The sequence below is a fragment of the Rheinheimera lutimaris genome (assembly GCF_013283795.1).
GTDB classification, from domain to species: Bacteria; Pseudomonadota; Gammaproteobacteria; order Enterobacterales; family Alteromonadaceae; genus Alishewanella; species Alishewanella lutimaris.
In genome coordinates, this window is record NZ_JABSOD010000022.1 from 32,556 (window position 1) to 58,130 (window position 25,575).

Annotated in this window: 28 protein-coding genes; 15 read left to right on the forward strand and 13 right to left on the reverse strand. The window is 49.6% G+C overall.

What is annotated here, in order from left to right; genetic code table 11:
• The first annotated feature begins 4 nt into the window (after positions 1-4).
• A complete protein-coding gene (locus HRH59_RS16385; RefSeq protein WP_173502358.1) occupies positions 5-1,417 on the forward strand; it encodes an FAD-dependent oxidoreductase in 1,413 nt (470 codons plus the stop codon).
• A 263-nt stretch (positions 1,418-1,680) separates the two neighbouring features.
• A complete protein-coding gene (rraA, locus tag HRH59_RS16390; protein ID WP_173502359.1) occupies positions 1,681-2,163 on the forward strand; it encodes a ribonuclease E activity regulator RraA in 483 nt (160 codons plus the stop codon).
• Between the two features lie 5 nt (positions 2,164-2,168).
• Here the strand turns inward: rraA and HRH59_RS16395 are convergent, their stop codons facing one another.
• The 7 genes from HRH59_RS16395 to HRH59_RS16425 form a co-directional block, all read right to left on the reverse strand.
• Positions 2,169-2,462: a type II toxin-antitoxin system RelE/ParE family toxin gene (locus HRH59_RS16395; RefSeq protein WP_173502360.1), complete on the reverse strand. Its 294-nt coding sequence runs from the start codon at positions 2,460-2,462 to the stop codon at positions 2,169-2,171.
• Positions 2,459-2,740 (reverse strand): type II toxin-antitoxin system Phd/YefM family antitoxin, encoded by a 282-nt coding sequence (locus HRH59_RS16400; RefSeq protein ID WP_173502361.1) that lies wholly within the window; start codon positions 2,738-2,740, stop codon positions 2,459-2,461. Before HRH59_RS16400 ends, HRH59_RS16395 begins: the two co-directional genes overlap by 4 nt.
• Positions 2,741-2,811: 71 nt before the next feature.
• Positions 2,812-3,030, reverse strand: a complete 219-nt coding sequence (locus HRH59_RS16405) for a DUF6500 family protein (protein WP_173502362.1) — start codon at positions 3,028-3,030, stop codon at positions 2,812-2,814.
• 19 nt (positions 3,031-3,049) lie between these two features.
• Positions 3,050-3,424 (reverse strand): nuclear transport factor 2 family protein, encoded by a 375-nt coding sequence (locus HRH59_RS16410; protein WP_173502363.1) that lies wholly within the window; start codon positions 3,422-3,424, stop codon positions 3,050-3,052.
• Positions 3,425-3,492: 68 nt separating this feature from the next.
• On the reverse strand, positions 3,493-4,419 hold the full coding sequence (locus HRH59_RS16415) for a hypothetical protein (RefSeq protein ID WP_218573548.1): 927 nt from the start codon (positions 4,417-4,419) through the stop codon (positions 3,493-3,495).
• A gap of 68 nt (positions 4,420-4,487) precedes the next feature.
• The gene (locus tag HRH59_RS16420) at positions 4,488-6,173 is read right to left on the reverse strand and encodes an ATP-binding protein (RefSeq protein WP_173502364.1); all 1,686 of its coding nucleotides are present in this window, start codon (positions 6,171-6,173) and stop codon (positions 4,488-4,490) included.
• A gap of 17 nt (positions 6,174-6,190) precedes the next feature.
• Positions 6,191-7,405, reverse strand: coding sequence for a DUF4297 family anti-phage-associated protein (locus HRH59_RS16425; RefSeq protein WP_173502365.1), 1,215 nt, complete (start codon positions 7,403-7,405; stop codon positions 6,191-6,193).
• A gap of 441 nt (positions 7,406-7,846) precedes the next feature.
• Between HRH59_RS16425 and HRH59_RS16430 the strand changes: the two genes are divergently transcribed.
• Positions 7,847-8,377, forward strand: coding sequence for a hypothetical protein (locus HRH59_RS16430; protein WP_173502366.1), 531 nt, complete (start codon positions 7,847-7,849; stop codon positions 8,375-8,377).
• Positions 8,374-8,622, forward strand: coding sequence for a hypothetical protein (locus HRH59_RS16435; protein ID WP_173502367.1), 249 nt, complete (start codon positions 8,374-8,376; stop codon positions 8,620-8,622). Before HRH59_RS16430 ends, HRH59_RS16435 begins: the two co-directional genes overlap by 4 nt.
• A gap of 212 nt (positions 8,623-8,834) precedes the next feature.
• On the opposite strand, the gene HRH59_RS16440 is transcribed toward HRH59_RS16435, so the two are convergent.
• From HRH59_RS16440 to HRH59_RS16450, 3 genes are all read right to left on the reverse strand, one after another.
• Positions 8,835-9,149, reverse strand: a complete 315-nt coding sequence (locus HRH59_RS16440; protein ID WP_173502368.1) for a helix-turn-helix transcriptional regulator — start codon at positions 9,147-9,149, stop codon at positions 8,835-8,837.
• A gap of 66 nt (positions 9,150-9,215) precedes the next feature.
• The gene (locus tag HRH59_RS16445; protein ID WP_173502369.1) at positions 9,216-9,494 is read right to left on the reverse strand and encodes a hypothetical protein; all 279 of its coding nucleotides are present in this window, start codon (positions 9,492-9,494) and stop codon (positions 9,216-9,218) included.
• Positions 9,495-9,702: 208 nt separating this feature from the next.
• Positions 9,703-10,617, reverse strand: a complete 915-nt coding sequence (locus HRH59_RS16450) for an acyl-CoA thioester hydrolase/BAAT C-terminal domain-containing protein (RefSeq protein WP_173502370.1) — start codon at positions 10,615-10,617, stop codon at positions 9,703-9,705.
• 235 nt (positions 10,618-10,852) lie between these two features.
• Here HRH59_RS16450 and acuR point away from each other — a divergent pair, with 235 nt between their 5' ends.
• Positions 10,853-11,485, forward strand: coding sequence for an acrylate utilization transcriptional regulator AcuR (gene acuR / locus HRH59_RS16455; RefSeq protein ID WP_173502371.1), 633 nt, complete (start codon positions 10,853-10,855; stop codon positions 11,483-11,485).
• 44 nt (positions 11,486-11,529) lie between these two features.
• Positions 11,530-12,516, forward strand: coding sequence for an acrylyl-CoA reductase (NADPH) (acuI, locus tag HRH59_RS16460; protein ID WP_173502372.1), 987 nt, complete (start codon positions 11,530-11,532; stop codon positions 12,514-12,516).
• A gap of 8 nt (positions 12,517-12,524) precedes the next feature.
• Here acuI and HRH59_RS16465 read toward each other — a convergent pair whose 3' ends face one another.
• Positions 12,525-13,100 carry a dienelactone hydrolase family protein gene (locus HRH59_RS16465; protein WP_173502373.1) on the reverse strand — a complete coding sequence of 192 codons (576 nt, stop codon included), beginning with the start codon at positions 13,098-13,100 and terminating at the stop codon, positions 12,525-12,527.
• A 181-nt stretch (positions 13,101-13,281) separates the two neighbouring features.
• Between HRH59_RS16465 and HRH59_RS16470 the strand changes: the two genes are divergently transcribed.
• The 5 genes from HRH59_RS16470 (at position 13,282) to HRH59_RS16490 (ending at position 18,687) form a co-directional block, all read left to right on the forward strand.
• The gene (locus tag HRH59_RS16470; protein WP_173502374.1) at positions 13,282-15,681 is read left to right on the forward strand and encodes a TonB-dependent receptor; all 2,400 of its coding nucleotides are present in this window, start codon (positions 13,282-13,284) and stop codon (positions 15,679-15,681) included.
• Between the two features lie 79 nt (positions 15,682-15,760).
• A complete protein-coding gene (locus HRH59_RS16475) occupies positions 15,761-16,483 on the forward strand; it encodes a response regulator transcription factor (protein WP_173502375.1) in 723 nt (240 codons plus the stop codon).
• Complete coding sequence (locus HRH59_RS16480; RefSeq protein WP_173502376.1) at positions 16,483-17,712, forward strand: sensor histidine kinase; 1,230 nt, start codon at positions 16,483-16,485, stop codon at positions 17,710-17,712. The genes HRH59_RS16475 and HRH59_RS16480 overlap by 1 nt, the downstream gene beginning before the upstream one ends.
• Before the next feature lie 247 nt (positions 17,713-17,959).
• The gene (locus HRH59_RS16485) at positions 17,960-18,397 is read left to right on the forward strand and encodes an OsmC family protein (RefSeq protein WP_173502377.1); all 438 of its coding nucleotides are present in this window, start codon (positions 17,960-17,962) and stop codon (positions 18,395-18,397) included.
• A gap of 74 nt (positions 18,398-18,471) precedes the next feature.
• Complete coding sequence (locus HRH59_RS16490; protein ID WP_173502378.1) at positions 18,472-18,687, forward strand: hypothetical protein; 216 nt, start codon at positions 18,472-18,474, stop codon at positions 18,685-18,687.
• Positions 18,688-18,698: 11 nt separating this feature from the next.
• Here HRH59_RS16490 and HRH59_RS16495 read toward each other — a convergent pair whose 3' ends face one another.
• Positions 18,699-19,130 (reverse strand): MarR family winged helix-turn-helix transcriptional regulator, encoded by a 432-nt coding sequence (locus HRH59_RS16495; RefSeq protein WP_173502379.1) that lies wholly within the window; start codon positions 19,128-19,130, stop codon positions 18,699-18,701.
• A 96-nt stretch (positions 19,131-19,226) separates the two neighbouring features.
• On the opposite strand from HRH59_RS16495, the gene HRH59_RS16500 reads away from it, so the two are divergent.
• The gene (locus HRH59_RS16500) at positions 19,227-19,439 is read left to right on the forward strand and encodes a hypothetical protein (protein ID WP_173502380.1); all 213 of its coding nucleotides are present in this window, start codon (positions 19,227-19,229) and stop codon (positions 19,437-19,439) included.
• 36 nt (positions 19,440-19,475) lie between these two features.
• Here the strand turns inward: HRH59_RS16500 and HRH59_RS16505 are convergent, their stop codons facing one another.
• A complete protein-coding gene (locus HRH59_RS16505; RefSeq protein ID WP_173502381.1) occupies positions 19,476-19,748 on the reverse strand; it encodes a hypothetical protein in 273 nt (90 codons plus the stop codon).
• Positions 19,749-19,840: 92 nt separating this feature from the next.
• Between HRH59_RS16505 and HRH59_RS16510 the strand changes: the two genes are divergently transcribed.
• The 3 genes from HRH59_RS16510 (at position 19,841) to putA (ending at position 25,507) form a co-directional block, all read left to right on the forward strand.
• Positions 19,841-20,368, forward strand: a complete 528-nt coding sequence (locus HRH59_RS16510; RefSeq protein WP_173502382.1) for a lipocalin family protein — start codon at positions 19,841-19,843, stop codon at positions 20,366-20,368.
• A 101-nt stretch (positions 20,369-20,469) separates the two neighbouring features.
• Entirely contained in the window at positions 20,470-21,474 is a 1,005-nt protein-coding gene (locus tag HRH59_RS16515) for an RDD family protein (protein WP_173502383.1), read from the forward strand.
• A 229-nt stretch (positions 21,475-21,703) separates the two neighbouring features.
• A complete protein-coding gene (gene putA, locus HRH59_RS16520) occupies positions 21,704-25,507 on the forward strand; it encodes a bifunctional proline dehydrogenase/L-glutamate gamma-semialdehyde dehydrogenase PutA (protein WP_173502384.1) in 3,804 nt (1,267 codons plus the stop codon).
• Positions 25,508-25,575 lie beyond the last annotated feature (68 nt).

Genomic DNA, 25,575 nt, shown 5'->3' on the forward strand with positions numbered 1-25,575 from the left:
CGTTATGGCACAGAATGTATACCAGTTTATTGACGTAAAACGGATTGATCCGCCAAAACGCTCACACAGCGAACGCACTATAGAGTTCGTTGAAATTTATCAGCCGATGACCAACACCCAGGTAGAAGGCCAGGCTGATCGCTGCCTCGATTGCGGCAATCCTTACTGTGAATGGAAGTGCCCGGTGCACAACTATATTCCGCAGTGGTTAAAGCTGGCTAACGAAGGCAAAATTATTGAAGCTGCCGAACTGGCGCACAAAACCAACAGCCTGCCGGAAGTATGCGGCCGGGTGTGCCCGCAAGACCGCTTATGCGAAGGCGCCTGCACGCTGGATGAAGGTTTTGGCGCGGTGACCATCGGCAGTATTGAAAAATACATTACCGACAAAGCCTTTGAAATGGGCTGGCGGCCGGACCTTTCCGCCGTGGTTAAAACCGAGCGCCGCGTCGCAGTAATCGGTGCCGGCCCGGCCGGTTTAGCCTGTGCCGACGTACTGGTACGCAACGGCGTAACCCCGGTAGTGTTTGACCGCTATCCGGAAATTGGCGGCCTGCTTACCTTTGGCATACCGCCGTTTAAGCTGGAAAAAAGCGTACTAAGCCTGCGCCGCGAAATCTTTACCGATATGGGTATCGAGTTTCGCTTAAACACTAACGTCGGCGTCGATGTCAGCTTTGACAGCTTACTCAGCGAGTACGACGCGGTGTTTTTAGCGCTGGGCACCTACACGCCAATGAAAGGCGGTTTAACCAATGAAGATGCACCAGGCGTATACGAAGCGCTGCCGTTTTTAATCGGCAATATCAATAACCTGATGGGCTGGCAAACAGAACACCCGTACGTTAGCTTAAAAGATAAAACCGTGGTGGTATTAGGCGGTGGCGACACGGCAATGGACTGCGTACGCACTTCCATTCGTCAGGGCGCCACCAAGGTAAGCTGCGCCTACCGGCGCGACGAAGCCAATATGCCAGGTTCACGTAAAGAAGTACAAAACGCGCGCGAAGAAGGCGTGGAGTTTTTGTTTAACTTACAACCACTGGGTATCGAAGTAGACAGCAGCGGTAAGGTGTGTGGCGTTAAAGTGGTGACTACCGAGATGGGCGCGCCTGATGCCAAAGGCCGCAGAAGCCCGCAGCCGGTAGAGGGCTCCGAGCAGATCCTGCCGGCAGATGCAGTGGTAATCGCCTTTGGTTTCCAACCCAGCCCGCCACAATGGCTGGTAGATATGGGTGTTGAGCTGGACGCTAAAGGCCGCGTTATCGCCAGTGAAAAAAGCACTTATGCTATGCAAACCAACGAGCATAAAATCTTTGCCGGTGGCGATATGGTATTAGGCTCAGATTTGGTAGTAACCGCTATCGCCCAGGGCCGTAAAGCCGCCGAGGGGATACTGGATTACTTAGAAGTATAAGCTTGGAAGTATAAGCCAGGAAGTATAAACAGCAGGTGTAGCAACCTGCTGTTGCTTGTGCCATCTGCAGCAGCGGACTGTTAAAGCGGGATTAAACTGCCGGTTGAGGCTAAATACTCGAACCGGCTTACCCACGTCGACACGCCGTAAACCCATCCCTGGGGGCTCGTCTCAGCCCGTCCGGGGCTTCAACGGTCAGCTTAGGGTAAGCCTAATCTCGCTTTATCGTTTCCGGTTGAGGTTCCAACAACAAGGAGTTCGTTATGCCGCCATTCACCCTACCCGATTTATGCGACGCCCATGCGGCTTATATCCGCGTAACTGAACCGATTTTCACCAACTACGGTGGCAAAACCGCCTTTGGCGGGCAAATTGTTACGGTGAAATGCTTTGAAGATAACTCCAAAGTAAAACAGCTGGTAGCCACGCCGGGCAACGGCAAGGTGTTGGTGGTAGACGGTGGCGGCTCTAAACGCCATGCGCTGCTGGGCGATATGCTGGCCGAACAGGCGGCAGCAAACGGCTGGGAAGGTATAATTATCAACGGCTGTATTCGCGACATCGACGAGATACGCCAAACGCCACTTGGTGTACAAGCGCTGGGGATTCACCCGATGAAAACCGACAAACGCGATCTAGGTGATATCAACCTAACGGTGACGTTTGCCGGAGTAGACTTTATCCCCGGCCAGTTTGTCTATGCCGATAATAACGGTGTGTTAGTGGCGACTAAGCAGTTGATATAGAAAAGTTACTCTGCAATATCGTCGTTAGCGAGCAATTGGCGGCAGTTTCGGACAGTCAGAATATACACATCTTGCCCTAAGCGATAGATCACGCGGTAATAGCCGAAGAATATTTCCCGATACTGACTGCTGGCTAACTCGGGAACCTGCCTTCCCATTTCAGGCAGAGTGGCAAGCAATTCAGCTTTATCGAAAACGTCATTCACCCAGTTTTCCGCCGCAACCGGATTATCCAGCGCAATAAAGGCGGCTGCGTCGCCCAGCTTTTCAATCGCCAGTGGCGACCAAATAACTTTCACCCTTTTATACGCGCCAACACCTGCGCCCTTGCATCACTATTGCTAACACCCGCGCCTGAGTTTAGCTGCGCTTCGGCCATGCGTAACTCTTCCAGCAATTCAATTTTTTCCTGCATAGCTTCGTATTCAGCCACATCAAGCACCACAGCTACGCCTTTGCCGCGCTGGGTAATCACCAGCGGGCGGCGGGTTTCGTTGATTTGCTTTATATAGCTTGCAACACCGGCGCGGAATTCAGACAACGGCTGAATGTCTTTATCGAAATGAATACGGCTCATACCCCACCTTTACAGTACAAAATAACGTACAAATAATAGTGCAATAGATGCCATATAACAAGAAAGCACTATTACAGCCCGGCTTGAACCAGCTGCTTTATCTTCAGTGCTTTTTCAAAATGATCCAGCCGGTGGGTTTGGATCCACCAGGTTGCCGCTTCCATTAATAACGCCGGGTCGTCGTTTTTATTGGCGAAAAAGGCGTAAAACGACACGCCGACTGTCTCGCCTTTGGCGAGGATTTTCTTATCACAAACAGCAATAATCTTTTGTCTTAATGCATCGCGCATAGTGCGGTATTTCCTGCGGTTAAAATGGATTACAAACTGTGCCTTGATGAAAAACCATCTGCCATTTTTCACCGTCAAAACGGTAGAGTGAGCTGCGCACCGAGTAAGTTGGAGAGTTGTCGTCTGCGCGCTGTATCGTGGCGCGGTAAGTCAGCTGCGCCAGCCCATCGGCTAAAACCCTGCAGGCAAAATCTTGCTGGCTAATAACAGGCGGCGTTTCGGCTGGTAAACGCTCCAGCACATCCGCTTTACCAAAACAGCGGCCGGTAGCGGCGATTTCGTAAAAATCATCCGCCAGATAGTGGTTTAGCAGCTCAACTGACAACCGGGTGGCAGGTTGCACCAATAACTGTTCCAGTTCAATTAAATGCTGTTTAATGGTGTCGCTATGCAATTTTTAAAATCTCCGGTTAAGCCGATCTAACACATAGTACTGGCCGCAAAACACTCCAAAAGGACTTTCTATTTCCAAAAAGACATTGGACAAGTCTGTCCCCATAATAAGTGATAATACTTTCCTGAGAATTGTCCTCGACAATTATCAATTAAACTTTTTAAAATCAAAGGCATTTCAGACATATACTTATCTTCTTGGAACTCCAAACATACCTGAGTGCTTCGGATCTGCTCAGGTAGCAACGTAATGTAATTATCTTCTCCATTGCTTTCTTTGTTATTTGAGTAAACGAATGAGTCATAGCCTTTACCAAGCGCCCATTTTCTTAGTTTAAAAGTGAAATCCAACCAGACTACCTCTTGATACTGAGCAATACCAAAATCCTCTCCTATGGCGCGTGACCGTTCCTTTCTTTTATTTAGTTCGTCTTTAAAAAAATAGTTACCTGAATATTTTTGCTTTATGCGTTTAATTTCCCTTAGTGGTAATGTTTTGAAAATATGGGGAGGATGAATGACACTAGAAAATGGATAAAATATATCTTCCACTTCCTTTTGCTCGATAGATGTTAACTGACCTTGAGCTACAACTCCTGGTCCTGCGCTACCAATTGGATCATCGTCCCATAAATCAATTAATCGAAGTGGTTTAGAAGAAGTAATAACGTACTCAGAGATAGCAAATTTTTTCACATGCTCACAGAAATCTGCCAAATAATGCTCCAAAGATTTTTCATTTATTACTCTGCCGAGAACATCAAGGAAACTTACTGAATAGTCTAAATTAAAAGCACAATTATTCTGGTTAGCAAACATGCCCTCAACACGATTAGCAGCCGCTGCAGCCGAGATTCCAACATGCTTAAAAACACTACTTTTATTTTTAGAATCTTTTCTATATGCGTTATACACTCGCATGCACTTTACCTGTATTAGCCATGTTGAATTTATGTTGTTAGAATCATTAAAATCATTTTCTTTAAGTAACTTCATTCTAAAATCAGTGACTCCGCCACGCGATTCTGGGCTGAACAACGTAGTGTCAGCTGCGCTCCACAGCTCTATTTATACCATTCTGCCTTGATTGCAGCGATGTCCATGTCCTTCCATTCTTCCTTCCAAAGTTCCCAGTATGGAATATCATTTGACGAAGGTGCAGGGTCACACTGATCGATTTGAACAATCGAAGGCAGAACGACTGATTCGCCTACAAGCAGCGCTTCGCCCTGACGTAGTGAGGTCATCTTATCGATAAGTGTTCCAAGGGAATCAGGTAGCAATTTCTTGACGTACCCTTGGTCAACTGGATTTGTCAGCCGCATCGCTATGAAATTGTTGCACTGCGAGAAGATCGTCTCTGAAATTTCGGACGGGCGTTGGCTTGCGAGGAGTAAGGTTACACCATATTTACGGCCTTCTTTTGCAATACGCTCAATGGAAATTTTCGACGATCGGTATTTAGATAGATCGCTATTTGGTACGTATTTATGTGCCTCTTCGTAGACTAGGAGGATAGGTACGTCATTGTTGATCCTTTCACTCGAATCCTTAGCACATCGCAAACGCTTATAGATATACCCGTATTCGAAAACCAGACGAGAAATAAGCGAGACAGTTATGCTGAGAACTTCAAAAGGTACGCCGCTGAGGTCTATGATTGTAACGTTTGATTTTTTATCTGCCGTGTAGCCGAGGAGAGATTCAAGCGTCTGCTCAAATGTGATGGTCTTCGACCGCTCACCTAGAAAGAACTCAAGCCGACTATCGTTGATTTTGCTTTCTAAACGATTGATAAAGTTTGTGAGCTTTGAGTGCAAGCTCCCGTTCTCGAACTTCGGTTGGCCCGCCTTTTCTTTGTTAGTTGCAGCGTATACTTCACCTGTCTCCAAACGTTCTGTGTTCTTTGCAATAGCAAATTTCAAGACCTCTTGAATGTCGAACGGAAGGGGAGAGTCAAGGTGAATACGTTGGGTATCACCGGACGAGCCTGTGAACTTAGCACGTCGGTCTTGCAGCACTGCTTCTTTAAAAACATTCCGCTGGTTGTGATCATTTGCTTCGGTGTCAATGAAGAATTCCTGCAACTCCTCAGCATTTAGCATCCAGTAAGGTAAAACTAAGTTCGAAACGTCAATGAAGTTAGCTTTTGGAAATGCGGAACGGTATTCCGAGTGAATGTCGAAAATAATTACATGAGAGTTGTTTAGCGTAAAATCCTTTGCCTTTTCTGAGACCGCTTTTTGAACAATAGTTGCGAGTGTGTGCGATTTACCAGATCCGGTTGATCCAACGATAGCTATGTGTTTATTGAAGAACTTATTGCCATTGACCGGCACTCGGACCTCGGGATTTGACGCAAGACTAGAGAAACAGAAGCTTTGCGCTTCCGTTACCGACCCTGAATAGATACGCCTAATATCTTCAATCGTCGCTGGTTCTACACTCTTCGGAGGTATCGCAAGTGAGTCGCCACCGCGTTCGAACTTGCCGTCTCTCAAAACACCTAAAGGGAATGCCTCTATGACGTGATTTCGCGTTCCATCGTCACGAGCTACAATTTGGAAATTTTCGATGATAGCGATAAGAACAGCGTTCTCATTGTCGGCGATTCGGACATAAGAACCAACGCGAAGGGATTCCTCTGCAATTTTAAAATCTTCCAACTTGTCGACTACAATGCGGACTTTGTCTGGGAAAACTGCAACCACTTGGGCATTGAGATTATCTGCTGTAGCTTCTACTGTCATTTCCGCCTCCGATTTGGTTAGATAATTGCTTTAATATCTGTAAATTTTTTAACTTGGATCTGAATGTGCTTAACCGCTTCGTTCGCGGGTTCAAAGTAGCTTTTTCCCAAATGAAACTGGTAGACCTCTCGAGTCTTCGTAACGCTGCCCACAGTTACCTCAAGATTGGCGATTGAATTCAGCACTTTCAACTTTATTCCATTGTCATGTGAGGCGCGTTTCGCAATCGACTTCACGCTGAAGTCTGCGCCTTGAAAGTCGTACCCGTCGATGAAGCAAAACTCCTCAGTCGCCAACTCTTTTTTGAGTGTAACTAATTCGTCATCGGGTAACCCATGCACGTATACATAAGGGCAAAACGACGAGTTTCCATCGCGTTTGCTCGTCTTTGACCACTTCTTCGATAACAGATGCAGCACTTCTTTGAGATCACTCCGGACAAAAGTCTCGGGGCTCACTTCGATGAGAAAAAAGCGCTCGAACGGTGATAAGTTCAAGCCAGAAAAGTAAGCCTTCTTCAATGCTGAAAAGTGTGATTTCTCACCCTTCTTTCGTACGAACCATTCGTTAAACAGCACACCAGAGGTGTCTGCTACCTTTAAAAACGCCCCCTTGGTTGTAGTGCGATTAGTTGGCAGCGTTTGGATCGTTAACTCTCGCATCAAAGCAAGAGCATTGTTGTAGTAAAAATACTCGGCCTCGAATGGTGTGCAGCCGTACGCAATCTGCAACTGCCGAATTACCTCGGTGAATTGATCCTCAAGGCTCGCTGCATTGATATCAATGTCCAGAACCGACAGAAATTCAGCGAGGGCAGTATCACTAAGACCAAGCTCTTCGTGATGGCGGCGCTCCAACCTCTTTTCGCTGTATGTTAGAAAGTGTTGCTTTAGAAAAGTAACGTCTATGGGCAATATCAACTTGTGCTGGCCTGAGTTGTAGTGACCGCGGAGCAAGTACTTAACGGGCAACTTTCCATCATCTTTGATTTTCTTGAAATGAGACAACATGAACATAACAGCCGGTTTGATAACCGAGTGATTGTACTCAGTGCCCGCGTAGTACTTGCACTGCACAGCTGTAACTTCTGTAGCAGTATGAATGTCAACGTCTTCGATGCACTCGACAGCAATTGAGTCATCGCAATCGAGCAATTGGAGTACTTTAAGTATCGAGTAATCAAACTGGTAGAAATATCCGCGTATCGTGTCAACAGCGCTGCGGTCTGTCATGCGCTTATCTCCAAAACTTCATCGACAAGTTGCCTTTTGCCGCTTTTTCTTTTGTCTTATCAAAGTAGGCACCTCAAATCATCTACCGCTTTTACCTTAAACTTAAACACCGTCAAGCATTTAAAACGGCTAAGTCTTTGAATTGCTGTGATGCACTTCGCCATGGCCAACGGCAACACATGCCATACTGCTATTTTGATACCAAATAAAACCAACGAACTGATGATTTAATGCTGATATTGCCGTGTTTGGGTTATTTTTTGTGCTAAACGCTTCTGCTGGCGTTAGCTAAAGCCTGCTTCAATAAGTAAAAAATTTTCTGTTCCATGTAATCTCACCTTATTAAGCAACCGCAAAACCCGGCTAGAAAGCTATTTTTCTGCTTGCTCACCACAGTCAGAATAGTTACTATTTTTTAACCTTTGTTTACAAGGATGAGAAATGAAACAAGCAAGCCACCAACGTACTGATCGCACATATGCCCAGTTAAGAGAGCAAAGCCGGATGCTGATTACTGAGGAATTACCAGTACGGTATCGCGACTCGGTTACTTTTGATGATATTAACGGCCGCGCTATGGCGCAGTTATCCCGCTGGGAAGCGCATCCTGATCGCCGGGTAATGTGGTCGTGGCCGGCATGGGCAAGCCGTTACGCCTCGATTTACCCCAAGCGGTTTGAACTGACAATCTGGTTTCATAGCATGCTGTGCAGTGTATCTTTGGGCCGACCAACCTGGGGTGCAGGTAAATTGCGACTAGATATGATTGAATCTTCGCCGGAAAGAACCCCTCTAAGCGGAAATACCGTAAACTTAACGGTCACAGCGGCCCGAGCCTATGCTCGTATGATTGGTGCAAGCCAAATCAGAATTATGAACCCGATTAACAGTAAAGTGCGTTCACATTATGAGTCACTGGGATTTACTTATGTTGGTGGCAAAAGTGATTATTGCACTATGGATTTAGTATGAAAAAACATAAAGACAGACCAAAGCCAGGCACGCCGGAATTTGATCTATGGCTGCGCGAGAAAATTCGCGAAGACTTCAAAAACATGGAGAATGCGCCAGAACTGGATCAGTTAGGTATATCGTCTGGCAAACCGGAAAATCTAACCCAAACCGATGCTGAAGCCTTTCCTGACGAGCCGGAAGAATATATGCCGCATGAGCGGGTTAAAATTGTGGTCGACAACACCGGTAAAAAGAAGTCTTAACAGCCATTGTTAAAAAACTATAACTTTCGGAAAAAGGGGTCGGAGACAATTAAAGTTAATTCCGGAAAAAGGGGTCGGAGACAATTAAAGTTAATTCTGGCTAATCCGTTACTTTTCAGTGATTTAAGTAATAAATGGTGATTATTAGCTCCGACCCCTTTTTCCCTTTTTCCTAACCTACACCTCTGCCCATATCGTTTGACTACAGTAGCTTACGCCACTGATTTGGCAATATTCTGCGCCACAACATAGGCTTTGTATTGGGCGTCAATTTTAAAAAAAACCTCTACCGGAGTGTTATAAACCCGCTTTATCTTGGTTGCCAGCTCAATGCTTAACTCACTTTCGCCGTTGATAAAACGGGTGATGGTCGATTTGGCAACGTTAAGATCACGGGCTGCGTCGGCTGCTGTCAGGTTTTTACGCTGCAGATAGCGTTTAAAATGCGCACCGGCCGCTTTTGGCGGGCCAATCAGGCCCATCTCGCGCAGGTTTTCACTGCTTAGCAATTCAGTATTGTTTGTCATTTCATCTATTACCTTAACGTTGAACCGCGCGTTGAATTTAAACGGCGAACCTTATGCAGACATAGCTTAGCCATAGCGAATAACCTCTATCATCAGCATGTCTTCCCCCTCGCTTTCACCCAGCAAACCCGCTACCACAAACTGAAAATTTTCCTTTATCGACACACTAAAACTGTTGCCCTCGATAACCATGTCGCCTAACAAGATTTCCTTGGCCTCCTGCAGTGAAATTGCATTGACCAGAATATCTATCACGTCAGTTACCTCCTCCCTGGCAAGTGATGGCAGGCTGCTAATTGCCGCAGTTGTGCTGGCCTCTTTTCCCGGCTTAATAACTACCTGCAATAAACACCTCCTTGTTGATCATTACACAGCGATGTCACCATTCTAGACGCAAGTTGCGCAACCCGCAACTCAGTTTGCTAATCTATGCGTATAGAGAAAAAGGGGGCGGAGCTGATAATTATTATCTCTTACGCAAATCACTGAGACATAATGGATTAGCTAAACCTACCTCTAATTGTCTCCGACCCTTTATGCTTATCCTTGTGAATTACCGCTGCGATGCTGTTAAAAACGCGATAATCTCACTCTGATATTGCTGGGCAAGCCCGCCGTGGCCGCCACCGGCTATTTTTAAATGCTGATATCGATACGGATATTGATGTTGCTGCAGCCGCTGCATAATCCTGTCAGACATTTCGCTGGATGGCCACAGCTCATCAGCTGTGCCTGAGATAAGTAACACGTCGGCCTGCATTTGCTGCACCGGGATTAGCGCTTGCTGGTAAGCCTGTTGATTTTGCATAGCAATTTCATAGCCCCGGCGAATATTGCCTCGTAGCAACGGCAGTGCCGAGCGCAGGCTAAAAGGCACAAAAGCAATGGGTTGGCCCTGCCAGCTCCAGGACGAACTGGTGCTATACCACTGTGGGCTACCAAACACCACGTCACTGCCGACCACCGCAATTACAGTGCTGATTTGCGCCGAACGACTGGCCAGCAATAAGGCTAACTCCGCCCCCTTTGACACACCCAGCACGGACAGTTTTTCTGCGTCGATGGCAGGATTGCTGCGGGTATGTTCAATAGCGTCAAGCACCCCGCCAAGCTCTATCCGATCCAAACCAGATGGAATACCCGGCAAGCCAAAATAACCGACCACCAATAGTGCAAAACCCGCGTCCAGATAGGCTTGCCGCTCTGGCGCACTGCGCGCACTGGTCATGCTCATGCCACCTTCTGAGCCACCGAAAAACACCAACAGCGGCGCGGGCTTGTCTGCACTTGCTGTTGCGGGTAAATACAATTGGCTTTGCACCTTGCCCTGGTTAGACAAGGGCACAAACAGGGTAATTAACTGCGGTAACTGGCTGCATAGCAACAACAGTGCGAGTAGCAACAGCGCTATCGTTTTGAATTTGCTTAATTTTAATGCTTTGGGTGTAGCAGATAATGTCGAAAACATAAAGCTTTGCCTGAGTAATTAAACCTGACGCCTATTGTTTATTAACGGCAGCAACAAAGGCAGCGCTTGTTGTCATCAAAGTTGGCTGACAAATGTCAGCTGTTGGTTGGAAAAATGCACCCGGGTATAGGGGCCTTGCCTTTTGCCTGATACACCCTGCTTTGTATATCAACCCCAAAACAGCTTCGACCTTTGTCTAATTTGCCTTTATAGACGATCGGTCTATTATTTTTGCATGACTACATTTATTACCACACCACGCAGAGGCCGGCCGCCAAAATCAGCTGCACAACAGCGGGATATCCGCGCTGAGCTGATTCGGAGCGGCCTTGAGCATTTAACCGAAATCGGCTTTACCGCCTCGGGCTTAGATAAGATTCTGAAAAACGTCGGGGTGCCTAAAGGCTCGTTTTATTTTTACTTTAACAGTAAAGAAGCCTTTGGCCTTGCCGTGCTTGATAGCTACGCCAACTACTTTGCCAACAAGCTGGATAGCTGCTTGCTGGATAACAGCTTTTCGCCGCTGCAGCGGATCCGTAATTTTGTCGATGATGCCAGGCATGGCATTGCCCGGCATCAGTTTAAGCGCGGCTGCCTGGTGGGTAATTTAGGCCAGGAAGTAGATGTATTACCCGAAAGCTTTCGCCCGGTGCTGATAGCCATCTTTAAAAGCTGGCAGCAGCGCATTGCTGCTTGCCTGCGCGAAGCACAACTGGCCGGTGAGTTAGCGCCAGCGGCTGATTGCGATGCGTTAGCGGAGTTTTTCTGGATTGGCTGGGAGGGCGCGGTCAGCCGGTCACGGCTGGAGCAAAGCACACAGCCGCTGGATAGGTATGCAGAACGGTTTATGCAGAGCTTAGTCGGCTAATTTTTTTATTAATAAATAGACAACCGGTCTATTTAGGAGGCGATATGTTTAAAGGTGTATTAATTGAAAAAGACGAGGGCGGTTATCGTGCCGCGCTAAAAGATTTAGACGATGCCGCACTGATGGACGGCGATACGCTGATTAAAGTGGCTTACAGCACACTAAATTATAAAGATGCGCTGGCTATTAGCGGTAAATCACCGGTGGTGCGCAAATTCCCGCTGATCCCCGGCATTGATTTAGCCGGCACGGTAATAAGCTGTGCCTCAGGCAAGTTTAACCCCGGTGACGAAGTACTGCTAAACGGCTTTGGTGTTGGCGAAGCGCATTGCGGCGGTCTGGCGCAAAAGGCACAGCTAAAAAGTGACTGGTTAATTGCACTGCCCAAAGGGTTGTCGGCCAAACAAGCGATGGCAATTGGCACCGCAGGCTACACCGCTATGCTGTGTGTGATGGCGCTGCAAAAGCATGGTGTAGTGCCGGAGAGTGGCGAGATATTGGTTACCGGTGCCAATGGTGGCGTGGGCAGCTACGCTATCGCTATTTTAGCCAAGCTGGGTTACAGCGTTGTCGCCGCCACCGGCCGGGTTGAAGAAGCTGAGTATTTAAAAGCGCTTGGCGCCTGCGAGGTTATTGACCGCCATACCCTTTCCGAGCCCGGCCGGCCGCTGGCGAAAGAGCGTTGGGCCGCTGTAATTGACTCAGTGGGCAGCCATACCCTGGTTAATGCCTGCGCCGGCACCAAATACGGCGGCATAGTTGCCGCTTGTGGCTTGGCACAAGGCATGGACTTGCCGGGCACGGTAGCGCCGTTTATCTTGCGCGGTGTTACCTTAGCCGGTATCGACAGTGTCATGCGCCCGCTTAAAGACCGTATCGAAGCCTGGGATAGATTGGCCAAAGTGCTGGATGCCAACACACTGGAAAACGTGGCCACCGAGATAGGTTTAGCACAGGTGTGTGATACCGCACAGCGTTTACTCGACGGCCAGGTGCGCGGCCGCATAGTAGTTAATGTTAATCAGTTTTGAAAGTGCAGCTAACCCGGGGCAGTTAAACATATAAGCTTATCTAACTGATGCTGATAACCCACTTCAGCAAAGGCTTGTGATGCCGGGTTCATAAAGCCGTGCGCGTAGTCTGTACTAACAGCCGTTACGCCCGGCTTTTGTTGTAACTGATTACAGATATCAGCTACGGCAAAATGTGGCTCGCTGTGGCCAAAAATAACCTGCATTTGCACAGCTGGTGTTAGCGCCAGATGCTGATGAATTTGGCCAGGATAAAACAGCACGGCTTGTTTTACCAAACCGGCATCAGCTTGCGCCAGCGCGCGCCATAAAGCAGTGGCGCCGGCGCTAAAACCAATTGCTACATCAAACGGCCGGGCGGCGTTTTGCAGTGCCTGTTGTACTGTAGCAGCATAAGTATCATGGCCGCATTGTGCACTATATGCCGCATACGCCTGCGCTTCATCGGCAAACTGCTGGCGTTTGCCCTGGTATGGGTCGATAAGCTGAACAGCGGCACCAGCCTGGCTTAAATCAGCCAGCAGACGCTCAAGGCCGGCACATAAGCCAAAAATATCGCTTAGCACTACTACCCGTGTTGTCACTTTTGCTCCTTTTAATTAGTACCACTACAAAGCCAAACTAACAGATCAGCCCCGGTTTTATGCTTAGCGCGGAACAAATTCAACCACTTCCACATTTCAGCGACTTTTTAGTCACAATGGCTTTGCTAACCTCACAACGTTGCATCGGATAAATACGGCTGATAGTTGGAGGAATAATAATATGAGCAGGCAATTAAGCAAGGTATCGTGGTTGAGATTGTGGACGCTGCTGCTTGGCATGCCGGTTTTGGGCTGGCCCATTTTTGCCGGCGCCGCAGAGGCCCCCGGGGCGCTGACGGTTATCGTTAAAAATCAGCAGACAGACCGGCCACTTGGCACTGTGCAGATCACGCTGACGGAACGGCAAAGCAATACCACCCAAACGCTAACCACCGATGAGCAAGGTCGTATCGTCGTGGCACAGCTTAACCCCGGCCTCTACGCGGTAAACCTGGCTAAAAGCGGCTTTGCTGCCGTGTATGAACCCAGCGTACGGGTGATTACGCGCAAAAATATCAAGCTTGAATTCAAACTCAGCGAAGTGGAAATTGAGAAAGTGCTGGTGCGCGGACAGCAAACTACTGCCTTTGGCTCAGGCTCAGGCACCTATCTCGACCGGGAAACCTTGCGCAGCGCTGTAGGCGGTGGCGCAGATCCACTGCTGTCGCTGGACGGTTTACCCGGCCTGGCATCCGCCAGCGAATTCGCCAGCTTTAGTGTACGCGGCCGTGGCCCGAGAGATAATTTGCTGCTGGTTGATGACTTTCCGTTTGATAAAGCGGTGCACTTTGATGCCACCCTGGGTGAAGAGGAAGATGTTGGTGGTGGTGGCCGTTTCTCAATTTTTGCACCGAATGTTATAGGTGGTGCCGACTTCTCGCCGGGTGGCTGGAGTGCAGCTTATGGTGGCCGTGCGGCATCGCTGCTGAAACTGGATGTCGCCGATGGCAACCCGGGCCCGTCAGCCAGTTTCCGTTACGACCTTGCCGGTTATGAAGTGGGTTACGACGGCCCTGCCGGTATCACACCAGATGCAACGATGCTGATTTCGGCGCGGCGGCTGGATTTCGGCAAGTTGTTTGAAACCATTGAGGAGCTGGACATTGGCGAGCCGGTGTTAAGGGACATCATCGTAAAATCGGTGATACCCATCAACCAAAACCACACTTTAGAAGTGCTGCTGATAGATACCCACGAGGACTATAGCCGAGACGTGACACACGTGTTTGAGTCGCCCGATTTCGAAGATGTTGCGCTGCAATATGCTGAACAGGATAGCGACTTATACGGTTTGACATTACGCTCATTAGTGGGTGATAAAGCGGTCTGGACCAACAGAGCTTACTACCGCTCAAGCGACAAGCTGAGTTCAGAGGGTGAAGCCTTTCCTGATCTGGTACCTGAAGGCTCACCGGCGGCTGATTTTCCGCTGCGGGAAGACATTATTACCATCGCTGAAGCTGAAACAGAGGTTGGCTGGCGCAGCGATTTTGAGACCGTGAATAAATGGGGTCTGTTCAGTGCTGGTGTGCGGCTAACGCAAATTGAACTGGACTATAGCACGGTGTTAGACCGTGATTGGATCCGCTTTGTTTACGACGACGATGATTTCAGACCCGATCCAGAGCAACGTTATATTGTGCTTACGCCCGACAGCTTAAACTCGGCAATACGCCGCAAAGAAACCAGCTATGCCGGCTACGCAGAGCAGGTATTTCAGCGCGGCAATTGGGATTTTGGCACCGGCTTACGGCTGGAGCGCGATGGTTTTGCCGACGAAAGCTTCGCCTCGCCCAGGTTCAGCGTCAACTGGCAGCCCGGTAAAAAAGTGCGCTATTTTGCCAGCGCAGGGCTGTTTCGTCAGTCACCTCGCTATTTAGAACTTGCTGCTAACGAGTCTAATAAGCTGAAGACGGAAAAAATTACTCATACCAGCGTCGGTGTAAAATATTTCCCCGCCAACAATTGGTCGGTGTTGACCGAGGCTTATTATCAAAAGCTCGACGACCTGGTGACAGATCTGGACCGCGCCAACGGCACCTATGCCAATATCGCTGACGGCAGCTCTTATGGTGTTGATATTGTGGTTAACGGTATGCTGTTCGAAGGCCTGTACGCCAGCGCAACCTATTCTTACAACGATGCCGTGGTTGATCGCAAAGACGGTCGCGGTGACGTAGCCGCTGAATTTAACCGCAAGCATGTGGCAACGCTGGGCCTGACGTGGGAAATCAGCAACCGCTGGAAGGTCGCCGGGCGCTATAAATATCTTTCCGGCCGGCCGGACGACAACTTTATTATTCACGCAGACGTATTGGGACCAGGGCAACCGCTACGCTACGCAAAAGAGATCACAGAGCGCAATGTCGGTCGCAAAGACAGCTCAGGCTTGTTGAACGTTCGCGTTGACTACCGGCGCGCATTCGGCCCGATAGATGTCACCGCCTTTTTGGATGTAATCAACGTAACGGCCGCGTCGTCGGGCGACGACAGCGAGTTTGACTATCGCCGCGGCGTGCTGGTAAAAGACAGTAGCGAAGCCGAGCCGCTGATTGGTTTGCGGCTGGACTATGCATGGTAGACCTGACGTGGTAAACCTGGCATGGTAGACCTTGTATGGTAAATCGGGCCAGGTAAAAACGGGTAGGAAGGAGTCGCAGATGTTACGCAAACTTGGTGAAGTGCCGGTTAGAGTGCTGATTGTTGAAGACAACCGCGACATCTGCGACAACATTGCGGCCTATCTTGCAAAGCATAGCTATGTCATGGATTTTGCCTATGACGGCATCAGCGCAATGCAGCTGGCGTTGACCAACCCGTTCGACGTTATTGTGCTGGATCTGATGCTGCCGGGCATGGATGGCCTGAGTTTCTGCCAAAAACTGCGCACTGATGCCGAAATAACAACCCCGGTGCTGATGCTAACGGCAAGAGACACACTTGACGATAAACTAAAAGGCTTTGCCGCAGGCGCCGATGACTATCTGGTCAAGCCATTCGCCTTACAAGAGCTGCATGCCAGGTTGCAGGCGCTGTACAAACGTAGCCACGGCAGAACCGACAACCTGTTAGCTGTGGCTGATTTGACGCTGAACCGGGCCACGCAGCAGGTACATCGCGCAGGGCAACGCATCGATCTCAGCGCTGCCGGCATGAGACTACTGCAACGCCTGATGGAACAAGCGCCTTCTGTTGTCGCCCGCGATGAGCTTGAAACGTTGTTGTGGGCTGACGAGCCCCCCGATGGTGATGCCCTGCGCTCGCACCTTTACAAACTGCGCCAGGTCATAGACAAGCCGTTTAACAACCCGCTGATCCATACCGTGCATCGCATCGGCTACCGCCTTGCAGAGGATGCTGCAGATATGGAGGATGCAAAGTAATGTACCGGCACAGTTTACGTCAGCGTGTCGCTATTGCCTTTGCACTCTGTGTTGCGGTACTTAGCATAGCTTGGGGATTGGCTTTCTTCGCTGCGATAAGGCTCAGCGAAGACCGGGTGCTGACGCAGCAGCTGCAGGTTGCCGCCCAAAGCTACCCTGTGATGCCGGCGAACCTGCGCGGCTATGATACGGTTGCCGGCTTACCGGAATCACTGCGGGCCTGGGCACAGACCAACCCTGGCGAGGGAATATATGAGTTCGAAGCCGAAGAGTTGCATGTCGCGGTAATCAAAACCGCTAATGAACCGCAACAAGCCTTTGTGGTGTTCGACGTTGCCGGCATTGAAGCGGCGTCATCAGAGGACTGGTGGTTGCTGTTGGTTATCAGCGGTGTTGTCGGTACGCTCGGTGTGCTGGGTTTCGGCCTGGGCGTGTTGGTAATGCGCAGAGCTGTTGCTCCTGTGACGCAACTGGCCAAAGCGGTCGCAGACATCGACACTGAGCAGCTGTCGATGGATGATTATAAACGCATAGAATCCGGCCGGTTCGGTGATGATGAGGTGGGTGTACTTGCTGCGACCATTGAAAAGACACTTGAGCGGATCAGCGCCTTTGTCGCCAGGGAGCGCTACTTTACCAGTTCAGCCAGTCATGAGCTGCGCACCCCTATCACCGTTATTACCGGCGCACTTGAGCTGCTGGAACAGAGCGAGCTGTCAGCGGCCGATATCAAGACGCTGGATCGGGTGCGCCGCGCCACCCTTGATATGCAAACCACCATTGAAATGTTCCTTTGCCTTGCCCGCGAAACCGACGACGGATTGTATGACGAGCAGTTTTTCGTACTGCCGCTGGTAAGCAATGCCATAGAGCTGCAGCGCCACTTGCTAAGCCGCAAGATGGTCGATGTTGAGATAGACCATCTTGCCAATCCCCGCGTTTGCGGCCATCCGCAGGCTTTTGCTATCGCGGTGAATAATCTGGTACGAAATGCCTTCGAACATACGCTCGCCGGGCAGGGGCCGGTAACCATTCGTATCGCAGAGCATGAGCTGTTAGTCACCAATCAGCTGAGCAGTGCTGCGGATGAGCAGCACTCACCAACCGCGGCATCGTCGCATGGCTATGGTTTGGGTCTGGGGATAGTGCAACGGTTATGTGAGCGCAATGGCTGGTCGTTTTCGCTGCTAGCGGATGAAGCGCGGGTCGTCGCCCGTCTTTCATGGTAAAAACGACAGGCGTTATTTAGTGCTCTTTAAACGCCTTCCAAACCCTGCAATTTTTACAATTCTTACTCCCTAACGTGAATACCTTACCGGTCCGGACTAAGGTTAACCAGGTTAAGCTGCCCTGCCGGCGTGCTGTTGCCGGATTGGAACAGCTCTTGCTGCTTTACAGGTAGAGACATAGCCAGCTTAACCGTACAGATAACATTTTTGTTGTCGACGACACAGCTTATTAATTAAGGAGAACCCTATGGCGATTATCAATTGGGCAACAGCAAAATATGAAGGCTTGGGCAAAGACGGCAAAGGCCATGTGTCTACCCAATCGGGAGCACTTAAAGACCAACCTTACGGTTTTAATACCCGCTTCGACAACCAGCCCGGCACGAACCCGGAAGAACAAATCGCCGCGGCGCATGCTTCGTGTTTTACCATGGCACTGTCGTTTGGCCTGGCCAAACTGGGATATACCAAAGGCAGCCTGGCTTCTAAGGTCGACATTACCCTGGTAAAAGATGGTGACGGCTTTGCGGTAACCAAGTCTGAAATAAAGTTAGATGCCAAAGTGCCCGGCATGAACGGTGCCGATTTTGAAAAAGCCGCAGTAGAGGCCAAACTGAACTGCCCGATATCTAAACTGCTAAGCTGCGACGTGACATTAGATATTACCTCGTTTGAAGGCAGTTAATTGCCACGGCATTTTCGCCTTGCCCGTTTTAACCGCGTTAAAGCGGGCGACGTTTAACCATACAGGGGTACCGCATGACATCTGAGCAAACAGAGCAGAACTCACGCAGTTTTATGCGCTATGAAGCACTGAAAACAGCGATTGCTAACAACGAAGAGCTGCGGCTGAAAGAGTTATTGGCACAGCACAGCATGCAGCCGTTAGAAAAAGGCTACTTGCTGGATTTAGCTAAGCTAAACAACAATCGCGCTATTGTCGCCATACTGGAAGCTGTGCCGGTAACAGCATAAAAATACTTCACTCAGCTACTTACTAAATTCTGGTACATCAGTGCCAGCGTCTCTGACAATTGCGCTTGTTGCCCGGCTGTTATTCCAACCAGCATTTTTCCGGCTATTTGGCGCTTTTTTGCTTTTAGTTGCGCAGCTAATTGCTGGCCTTGCTCTGACAATACCAGCAACTGGCGCCGGCCATCTGCAGGGTCGCTTTGACGCTGTAACAAAGCCGCTTGCTGTAAATCATTTAACAAACGGGTAATTTGCGCTTTATCCCGCCTTAGTAATTCTGTTAGCTGCTGTGCTGTGCTACCCGGTTTTGCCGCCAACATCAACAACAGCCGGCCATGCATTGCTGATAGCCCTGGCAACCCCGGACCCAATTGCTGAAAAAACTGACCACGCAATTCAGCAGTGAGCTGTTGCAGCTGGTCGAGTAAATCCTGCTTTCTATCCATAACACCGCCCCAAACAAGTTGATATTATCAACCAAAAACCCAATAATAAAGTTGATTATATCAACCAAGCCAACAAAAACCACTGAGGAGTTTAGAATGTCTGATATCCATCAATGCCCAACCTGTAACGCCAGAGCGAAAAAAATCATCAACCCGCAAAACGGCGAATACCAGCTTAAAGCATTACAAGACGACGAAGCCGCAGCAAAAATACTGCAGCTGAAAAAAATGCTGGAAAAAGAGAAACAGCGTAACGAGCAATTAAAAGCGCGGCTGGCTGAACTGACGCAACACAACCCGGCACAATAACAACTGCAAGCAAGTGTTTTCCCGGCGAGATACGCTTCAATTTCGCCTGAAAAACGTTACCAATAATGAGATCATTGCTATCACACAAAAAGCGGGAATTAACAGCACCACACCTGCAATAGCAATGCCGGTAATGATATCCGGGTAATTAAAACTGCTCATACAACCACTGTTGTTGCCTCCGCCAAAGCTGAGGCAAAGATCAGCAAAAATTAGTGCGCAGCCAAGCCATGCCGCACCGGTAAACAGTGTAAGTAGCCAGTAAAAGCCTGCAGTTTTGCGCTTTTTTTCGGTATTCTGCTTTTTCATAATGCCCGATATTTGCTTAAGACGCACATAAGATACAATACCCTTTGCTGAACGCACTATTATTACTTTCGCCCTTCAATTCAAGGATGACCATGAGAACCCTGCTTAGTTTTAACCTGCTGCTTGCCTGTTGCCTGAGCTTGCAAAGCTGCACCGGTGTGCCTGATGGCGTAACACCGGTAACGCCGTTTGAACTTAATCGCTACCTTGGGGAGTGGCATGAAATTGCCAGGTTAGATCATCGCTTTGAGCGCGGTTTAACCGAAGTAACTGCTAACTACGCCATGCGCGACGACGGTGGTGTAAAAGTGATTAACCGTGGTTTTAATGCTGCAGAAGGCGATTGGCAACAGGCTGAAGGTAAAGCGTATTTCGTCGGCGACACTAACACCGGCGCACTTAAAGTGTCGTTTTTCGGCCCGTTTTACGGCGGCTATAATATTGCCAAATTAAACGATGATTACAGCGTGGCACTGGTGGTTGGCCCATCAACAGATTACGCCTGGCTGCTGGCTCGCAGTAAAACCCCGGCCAAAGCGTTGTGCGATGACTATATGGCATTTGCCAACAGCATCGGCATTAGCGCTGAGCAGTGGATTTGGTTGCAGCAATGCCGCTGAGTTTGTCACACTGACAAATACGGTTTAACGGTTGTGCATTGCTTTAGCTTGCTGCCGTGGTTAAAGTAATTTTAATTCAGCCAGTTAGAGCCAACAGTACAATGAACACTGAACACACTGATAACAACGCCGGTATTAAGGAAGTTTCGCCTGATACTTTCGTCGACAGCAGCGGCCATCAGTTATCTGAGCAACAGGTACGCGCCGTGGTAACGCCACATGTATTTGCTGTAGCACCGGAGTTGATTGGCCAGCCGCTGGCTAAACCTGCGCGACGTGGTGTAGCCATGCTGATCGACGGCTTTTTTATTGCCGCGCTGACCTCCGGCAGCTTGATATTCGTGTTGCCGATGCTGGGCTATCTTGCCTGGTCACGCCGGCAGGCAGCAAAAACCGGTCAGATGGCATTATTGCTAACTGCGGCGCTGGTATTGTTTATTACTAATAATTGGTTGCCGTCACTGGCGTCGAAAGACCAGGTACAGCAATTTACCGGCAGTGCTATCTTTGTCAGCAGTGCGTTAAAGCTGGCGCAGGAAAGCTGCGATACCGCCTGTGCCAGGAACCAGCTGATGCTTGTGGTGCCGCAGTTACAGGCTGCGCAACTGAAAAAAGCTCAACAAAAAGATGTGCTCGAAGGCTTGCTGGACGCCAGTGACATTACCGACGCAGACAAAACCGTACTGTATAAAGAGCTGCTTAATCAACTGCAAACCGCGCCGGACACTGCAGTAAAAGTAGCGCAAAGCCAACCCGTCAAAGCGTCGTGGTGGCAGCGCCTGCAGCAATCTGATCACAGTGTTTTAAAATGGATCCGCGGCATTCTGGCCGATTTAGGCATTGGCTTTGGTTGGGCCATCGGTTATTTCACCCTATTTATTGCCTGGAACAATGGCCAGACTATCGGCAAAAAGCTTTGTGGCATCCGCGTCGTACAACTGGATAACAAACCACTGTCGCTGTGGGGCGCTTTTGGCCGTCAGGGCGGTTACAGCGCAGGTTTTGCCACCGGCTTACTGGGCTTTTTGCAAATTTACTGGGACCCGAACCGACAAGCGATCCAGGATAAACTGGCCGATACTCTGGTGCTGCGGCTAAAGGAGTAAGCATAAGCAATTCGGCCATAAGTGGCAAAACCAGCAATAGAAACTGAAGTTTTAGCTTATCAGCAGAATTTTATGCTAAAAAAATCAACATAAGCCATTAAAACTATGGTTTTACCAACAAAATAAACCAGCCTATTTTGTGGCATTTTCTTTAGTATGCGAAGTAGAGATTATTGCTAACCCGGCGCCGGCGTTATGAAAACGCAGCGCCCCCGTTATAGGCTGACTTATGTTATTTGATGCTGATTTAACCACCCGCTGCCCGCTGCGACAAAAGATCCGTAACTACTACCGTATCGACGAAAATGCCGCCATTAACCATTTACTGCCACTGGCTGAAGTGGGCGTTAAAGCGCGCAGCCGCGCCTGGGAGCGGGCACGGCAAATTGTGCATACCATTCGTAAAGATCAGGATGGCCAAGGTGGTATTGATGCACTGTTAAATGAGTTTTCGTTATCCAGCGAAGAAGGCGTGGTGCTGATGTGCCTGGCCGAAGCCCTGCTTAGGGTGCCGGATAAAAGTACCCAGGAAGCGCTGATCCGCGACAAGTTAGCCAAAGGTGACTGGAGCTCGCATTTGGGCAGCAGCGACTCGCTGTTTGTTAATGCCTCGTCCTGGGGTTTGTTGGTTACCGGTAAAATGGTGAACTACAACGATAAAACCAAGGCGCAGCAATTTGGCGTACTGAAAAAAACCCTGGGCCGCTTAGGCGAGCCGGTGATCCGTAAGTCGGTTAACTTTGCCATGAAAATTATGGGCAAACAGTTTGTTATGGGCACCAACATTGACGATGCGATAGAGCGTGCCTTTGATACCGAGAAAAAAGGCTATGTCTATTCCTACGATATGCTGGGCGAAGGTGCCCGTACCATGGCCGATGCCGAGCGTTACTACCAAAGCTACTTAACCGCTATTCATGCTATTGGTAAAGCCGCTAACGGCAAGGGGCCAATCAAAAGCCCCGGCATTTCAGTTAAGTTATCGGCTATTCATCCGCGCTATGAATTCAGCCACCGCGAGCGGGTGATGAGCGAGCTGCTGCCAAAACTTAAAGCGCTGGTGCTGGTGGCCAAAAGTTACGATATCGGCTTTACCGTCGATGCCGAAGAAGCCGACCGCTTAGATATTTCGCTGGATATTATCGAAGCGATTTTATCCGACGACGAGCTGGGTGATTGGGCCGGTTTTGGCCTGGCGGTACAGGCCTATCAAAAGCGCGCTATCTTCGTTATTGAATGGCTGACTGATTTAGCCCGCAAAGTAAACCGCAAACTGATGGTGCGGCTGGTAAAAGGCGCGTACTGGGACACCGAAATTAAAACCACCCAGCAAAAAGGCCTCGATCACTACCCGGTGTTTACCCGTAAAGCCTCGACTGACGTATCATACAAAGCCTGCGCCATTAAACTATTAGAAGCGCGTGATGTATTGTACCCGCAGTTTGCTACTCACAATGCTTACACCGCCGCTACTATTTTAGAGGTAGCCAAAGGCAATAACAGCGGCTTTGAGTTTCAGCGCTTACACGGTATGGGCGAGTCGTTATTTGACCAGATTGTCAGCAGTGAAAAAATTCAGTGCCGCGTCTATGCCCCGGTGGGCGAGCATGAAAACCTGTTGGCGTATTTAGTGCGGCGCTTACTGGAAAACGGCGCTAACTCGTCTTTTGTTAATGCTATTGTCGATACCAGCCAGCCGGTTGAAGCCCTGCTGCCCGACCCGGTAGAAACCCTGCAAAGCCTGCGCAATAAATACAATACGCAAATAAAGCTACCGCTGGAGTTATACGGCAGCGAACGGGCAAACTCCAAAGGCCTGGATTTAACCGATGTTGATAGCCTGACCACCTTTAAAGCTAACCTGGATAACTGGTTCAGCAGCCATTTGCTGCAGCCAGATCAGATCCCGGAGGGCGCCATTGCGGTAAAAAGCCCGGCCAATCATACTGAAATCATTGGCCATGTGCGGCTGCACAGTACAGAGCAGATGCAGCAACTGCTGGAAAATGCCGACAACGCCTTTGCCAGCTGGTCGCAAATACCGGTAACCGAGCGCGCCAACTTGCTGCGCCGTATCGCCGATATTATCGAACGCCACCATGATGAGTTAGTCGCCATTTGTATTAAAGAAGCCGGCAAGGTAGCGCAAGATGGCATTGATGAAGTGCGCGAAGCGGTCGATTTTTGCCGTTATTATGCCGCAAGAGCAGAAGAGCTGGCTAAAGATGAGCGCTTTGAGCCGCGCGGCGTTATTTTGTGCATCAGCCCGTGGAATTTCCCGCTGGCGATATTTTTAGGCCAGGTGGCAGCAGCCATCGTGACCGGCAATACCGTTATTGCCAAACCGGCCGAGCAAACCAGCCTGATTGCACTGCGCGCCATTGAGCTGATGCACGCGGTCGGCTTACCCGAGCATGTGGTGCAGGCGGTAATTGCCCGTGGTAGCGAAGTGGGCAAAACCATAGTGCCGGACAGCCGCATTCAGGCAGTGATGTTTACCGGCTCCACCGAGACCGGCAGCCTGATTTCACGCACTCTGGCACAGCGTAACGATATTCAGGTACCACTGATTGCCGAAACCGGTGGCCAAAACTGCATGATAGTCGACTCCACCGCCCTGCCGGAGCAAGTGGTAGACGATGTAATCAGCTCAGGCTTTCAAAGTGCCGGCCAGCGCTGCTCAGCGCTTCGGGTGTTGTTTATTCAGCAGGATGTCGCTGACGGCATTATCGACATGCTAAAGGGCGCATTGGAGCAGCTGCATGTTGGCGACCCGGCCTGGCTTAGCACCGACATTGGTCCGGTTATTGATGATAAAGCACTGAAAAACCTGCAACAGCATGTGGAATATTTAAAAGATAAAGCCACCTTGCATTATCAGTGCGATATTCCGGACAACGCTGAAAACGGCGCTTATTTCTTTGCGCCACGCTTGTACGAAATAAGCGATTTATCGCTGCTGAAACGCGAAGTATTTGGCCCCTGCGTACATGTGATCCGCTTTAAAGCCAGTGAGCTGGATCAGGTTATCGACCAGATTAACGCTACCGGCTACGGCCTGACCATGGGCATACATTCGCGTATTGAAGACCGCTGCAATTATCTGGCAAAAATGTCGCGCGCCGGTAATGTCTATATAAACCGTAATATGATTGGTGCCATTGTCGGTGCCCAACCGTTTGGCGGCCGCGGCTTATCCGGTACCGGGCCTAAAGCCGGCGGGCCGAACTACTTACTACGGCTGGTAAAAGAGAAAGCCTCGCCGGACAACGTGCAAATGACCAATTTAAGCCCGGATCAGCTGAGTCAGCACCATAACCCTGATGCTGATGCACAAGTGCAACAGCTGATGGCTAACTCGCTTAGGGATGAAAAAATCTGGCGCGCTACGCCGCTGAATGACCGTGTATCGGCCGTGCGGCAATTGCTGGCGAAAATTGCCACGGTAGATATTATCGACGAGCTGGCCGACGATTTAGCGCTGACGCTTTCAGATGCCCGTGCCCAGCTAAACCGGCTGGAAAAACATATGCGCAAGTGTACTACCCTGCCTGGCCCGACCGGCGAGTCGAATACTCTGCATATTGAGCCGCGCGGCTGCGTGGTGTGTTACGCCGATAAAAGTACTTCGTTTAACTTCTGGGCCATTTCGATTATTACCGCGCTGGCGGCCGGTAATACCGTAATTACGGTAGCGTCAGAGTTGTTCTATGAAGAAGCGATGGCGTTTAAAGACAAGTTTATTGCCACCGGCGTGGCCGCCGGCGTATTTCAGGTAGCCAAGCCGGATCAGTTGCAAGCCATTTTGGCGCACCCGCATCTGGCCGGTGCGGTAGTGGCGGCGCGCTCGTCCCGCTTAGGCTATTTCAGCCAGCAATTGGCACAGCGCGATGGTGCTATCTTGCCGGTGATCAGCGCCGAGTACTACGATACGCTGATCAAACGCCTGGTTACCGAGAAAACCATCAGTATTGATACCACCGCATCAGGTGGCAATACTTCATTGATGACCATGGTGGAAGACGACGAGTAACGCCGTAATAACAGTAAAGCCACCCTTAACGGGTAATGCCGGTCAGTTAAGCTGACCGGCATTTTTCT

Bases quoted from the DNA above. Each gene is read 5' to 3' on its own strand.
- HRH59_RS16385 (WP_173502358.1), top strand. From the start codon at position 5: ATGGCACAGAATGTATACCAGTTTATTGACGTAAAACGGATTGATCCG.
- rraA (WP_173502359.1), top strand. From the start codon at position 1,681: ATGCCGCCATTCACCCTACCCGATTTATGCGACGCCCATGCGGCTTAT.
- HRH59_RS16400 (WP_173502361.1), bottom strand. From the start codon at position 2,740: ATGAGCCGTATTCATTTCGATAAAGACATTCAGCCGTTGTCTGAATTC.
- HRH59_RS16405 (WP_173502362.1), bottom strand. From the start codon at position 3,030: ATGCGCGATGCATTAAGACAAAAGATTATTGCTGTTTGTGATAAGAAA.
- HRH59_RS16415 (WP_218573548.1), bottom strand. From the start codon at position 4,419: ATGAAGTTACTTAAAGAAAATGATTTTAATGATTCTAACAACATAAAT.
- HRH59_RS16420 (WP_173502364.1), bottom strand. From the start codon at position 6,173: ATGACAGTAGAAGCTACAGCAGATAATCTCAATGCCCAAGTGGTTGCA.
- HRH59_RS16425 (WP_173502365.1), bottom strand. From the start codon at position 7,405: ATGACAGACCGCAGCGCTGTTGACACGATACGCGGATATTTCTACCAG.
- HRH59_RS16430 (WP_173502366.1), top strand. From the start codon at position 7,847: ATGAAACAAGCAAGCCACCAACGTACTGATCGCACATATGCCCAGTTA.
- HRH59_RS16435 (WP_173502367.1), top strand. From the start codon at position 8,374: ATGAAAAAACATAAAGACAGACCAAAGCCAGGCACGCCGGAATTTGAT.
- HRH59_RS16440 (WP_173502368.1), bottom strand. From the start codon at position 9,149: ATGACAAACAATACTGAATTGCTAAGCAGTGAAAACCTGCGCGAGATG.
- HRH59_RS16450 (WP_173502370.1), bottom strand. From the start codon at position 10,617: ATGTTTTCGACATTATCTGCTACACCCAAAGCATTAAAATTAAGCAAA.
- acuR (WP_173502371.1), top strand. From the start codon at position 10,853: ATGACTACATTTATTACCACACCACGCAGAGGCCGGCCGCCAAAATCA.
- acuI (WP_173502372.1), top strand. From the start codon at position 11,530: ATGTTTAAAGGTGTATTAATTGAAAAAGACGAGGGCGGTTATCGTGCC.
- HRH59_RS16470 (WP_173502374.1), top strand. From the start codon at position 13,282: ATGAGCAGGCAATTAAGCAAGGTATCGTGGTTGAGATTGTGGACGCTG.
- HRH59_RS16475 (WP_173502375.1), top strand. From the start codon at position 15,761: ATGTTACGCAAACTTGGTGAAGTGCCGGTTAGAGTGCTGATTGTTGAA.
- HRH59_RS16480 (WP_173502376.1), top strand. From the start codon at position 16,483: ATGTACCGGCACAGTTTACGTCAGCGTGTCGCTATTGCCTTTGCACTC.
- HRH59_RS16485 (WP_173502377.1), top strand. From the start codon at position 17,960: ATGGCGATTATCAATTGGGCAACAGCAAAATATGAAGGCTTGGGCAAA.
- HRH59_RS16490 (WP_173502378.1), top strand. From the start codon at position 18,472: ATGACATCTGAGCAAACAGAGCAGAACTCACGCAGTTTTATGCGCTAT.
- HRH59_RS16495 (WP_173502379.1), bottom strand. From the start codon at position 19,130: ATGGATAGAAAGCAGGATTTACTCGACCAGCTGCAACAGCTCACTGCT.
- HRH59_RS16500 (WP_173502380.1), top strand. From the start codon at position 19,227: ATGTCTGATATCCATCAATGCCCAACCTGTAACGCCAGAGCGAAAAAA.
- HRH59_RS16505 (WP_173502381.1), bottom strand. From the start codon at position 19,748: ATGAAAAAGCAGAATACCGAAAAAAAGCGCAAAACTGCAGGCTTTTAC.
- HRH59_RS16510 (WP_173502382.1), top strand. From the start codon at position 19,841: ATGAGAACCCTGCTTAGTTTTAACCTGCTGCTTGCCTGTTGCCTGAGC.
- HRH59_RS16515 (WP_173502383.1), top strand. From the start codon at position 20,470: ATGAACACTGAACACACTGATAACAACGCCGGTATTAAGGAAGTTTCG.
- putA (WP_173502384.1), top strand. From the start codon at position 21,704: ATGTTATTTGATGCTGATTTAACCACCCGCTGCCCGCTGCGACAAAAG.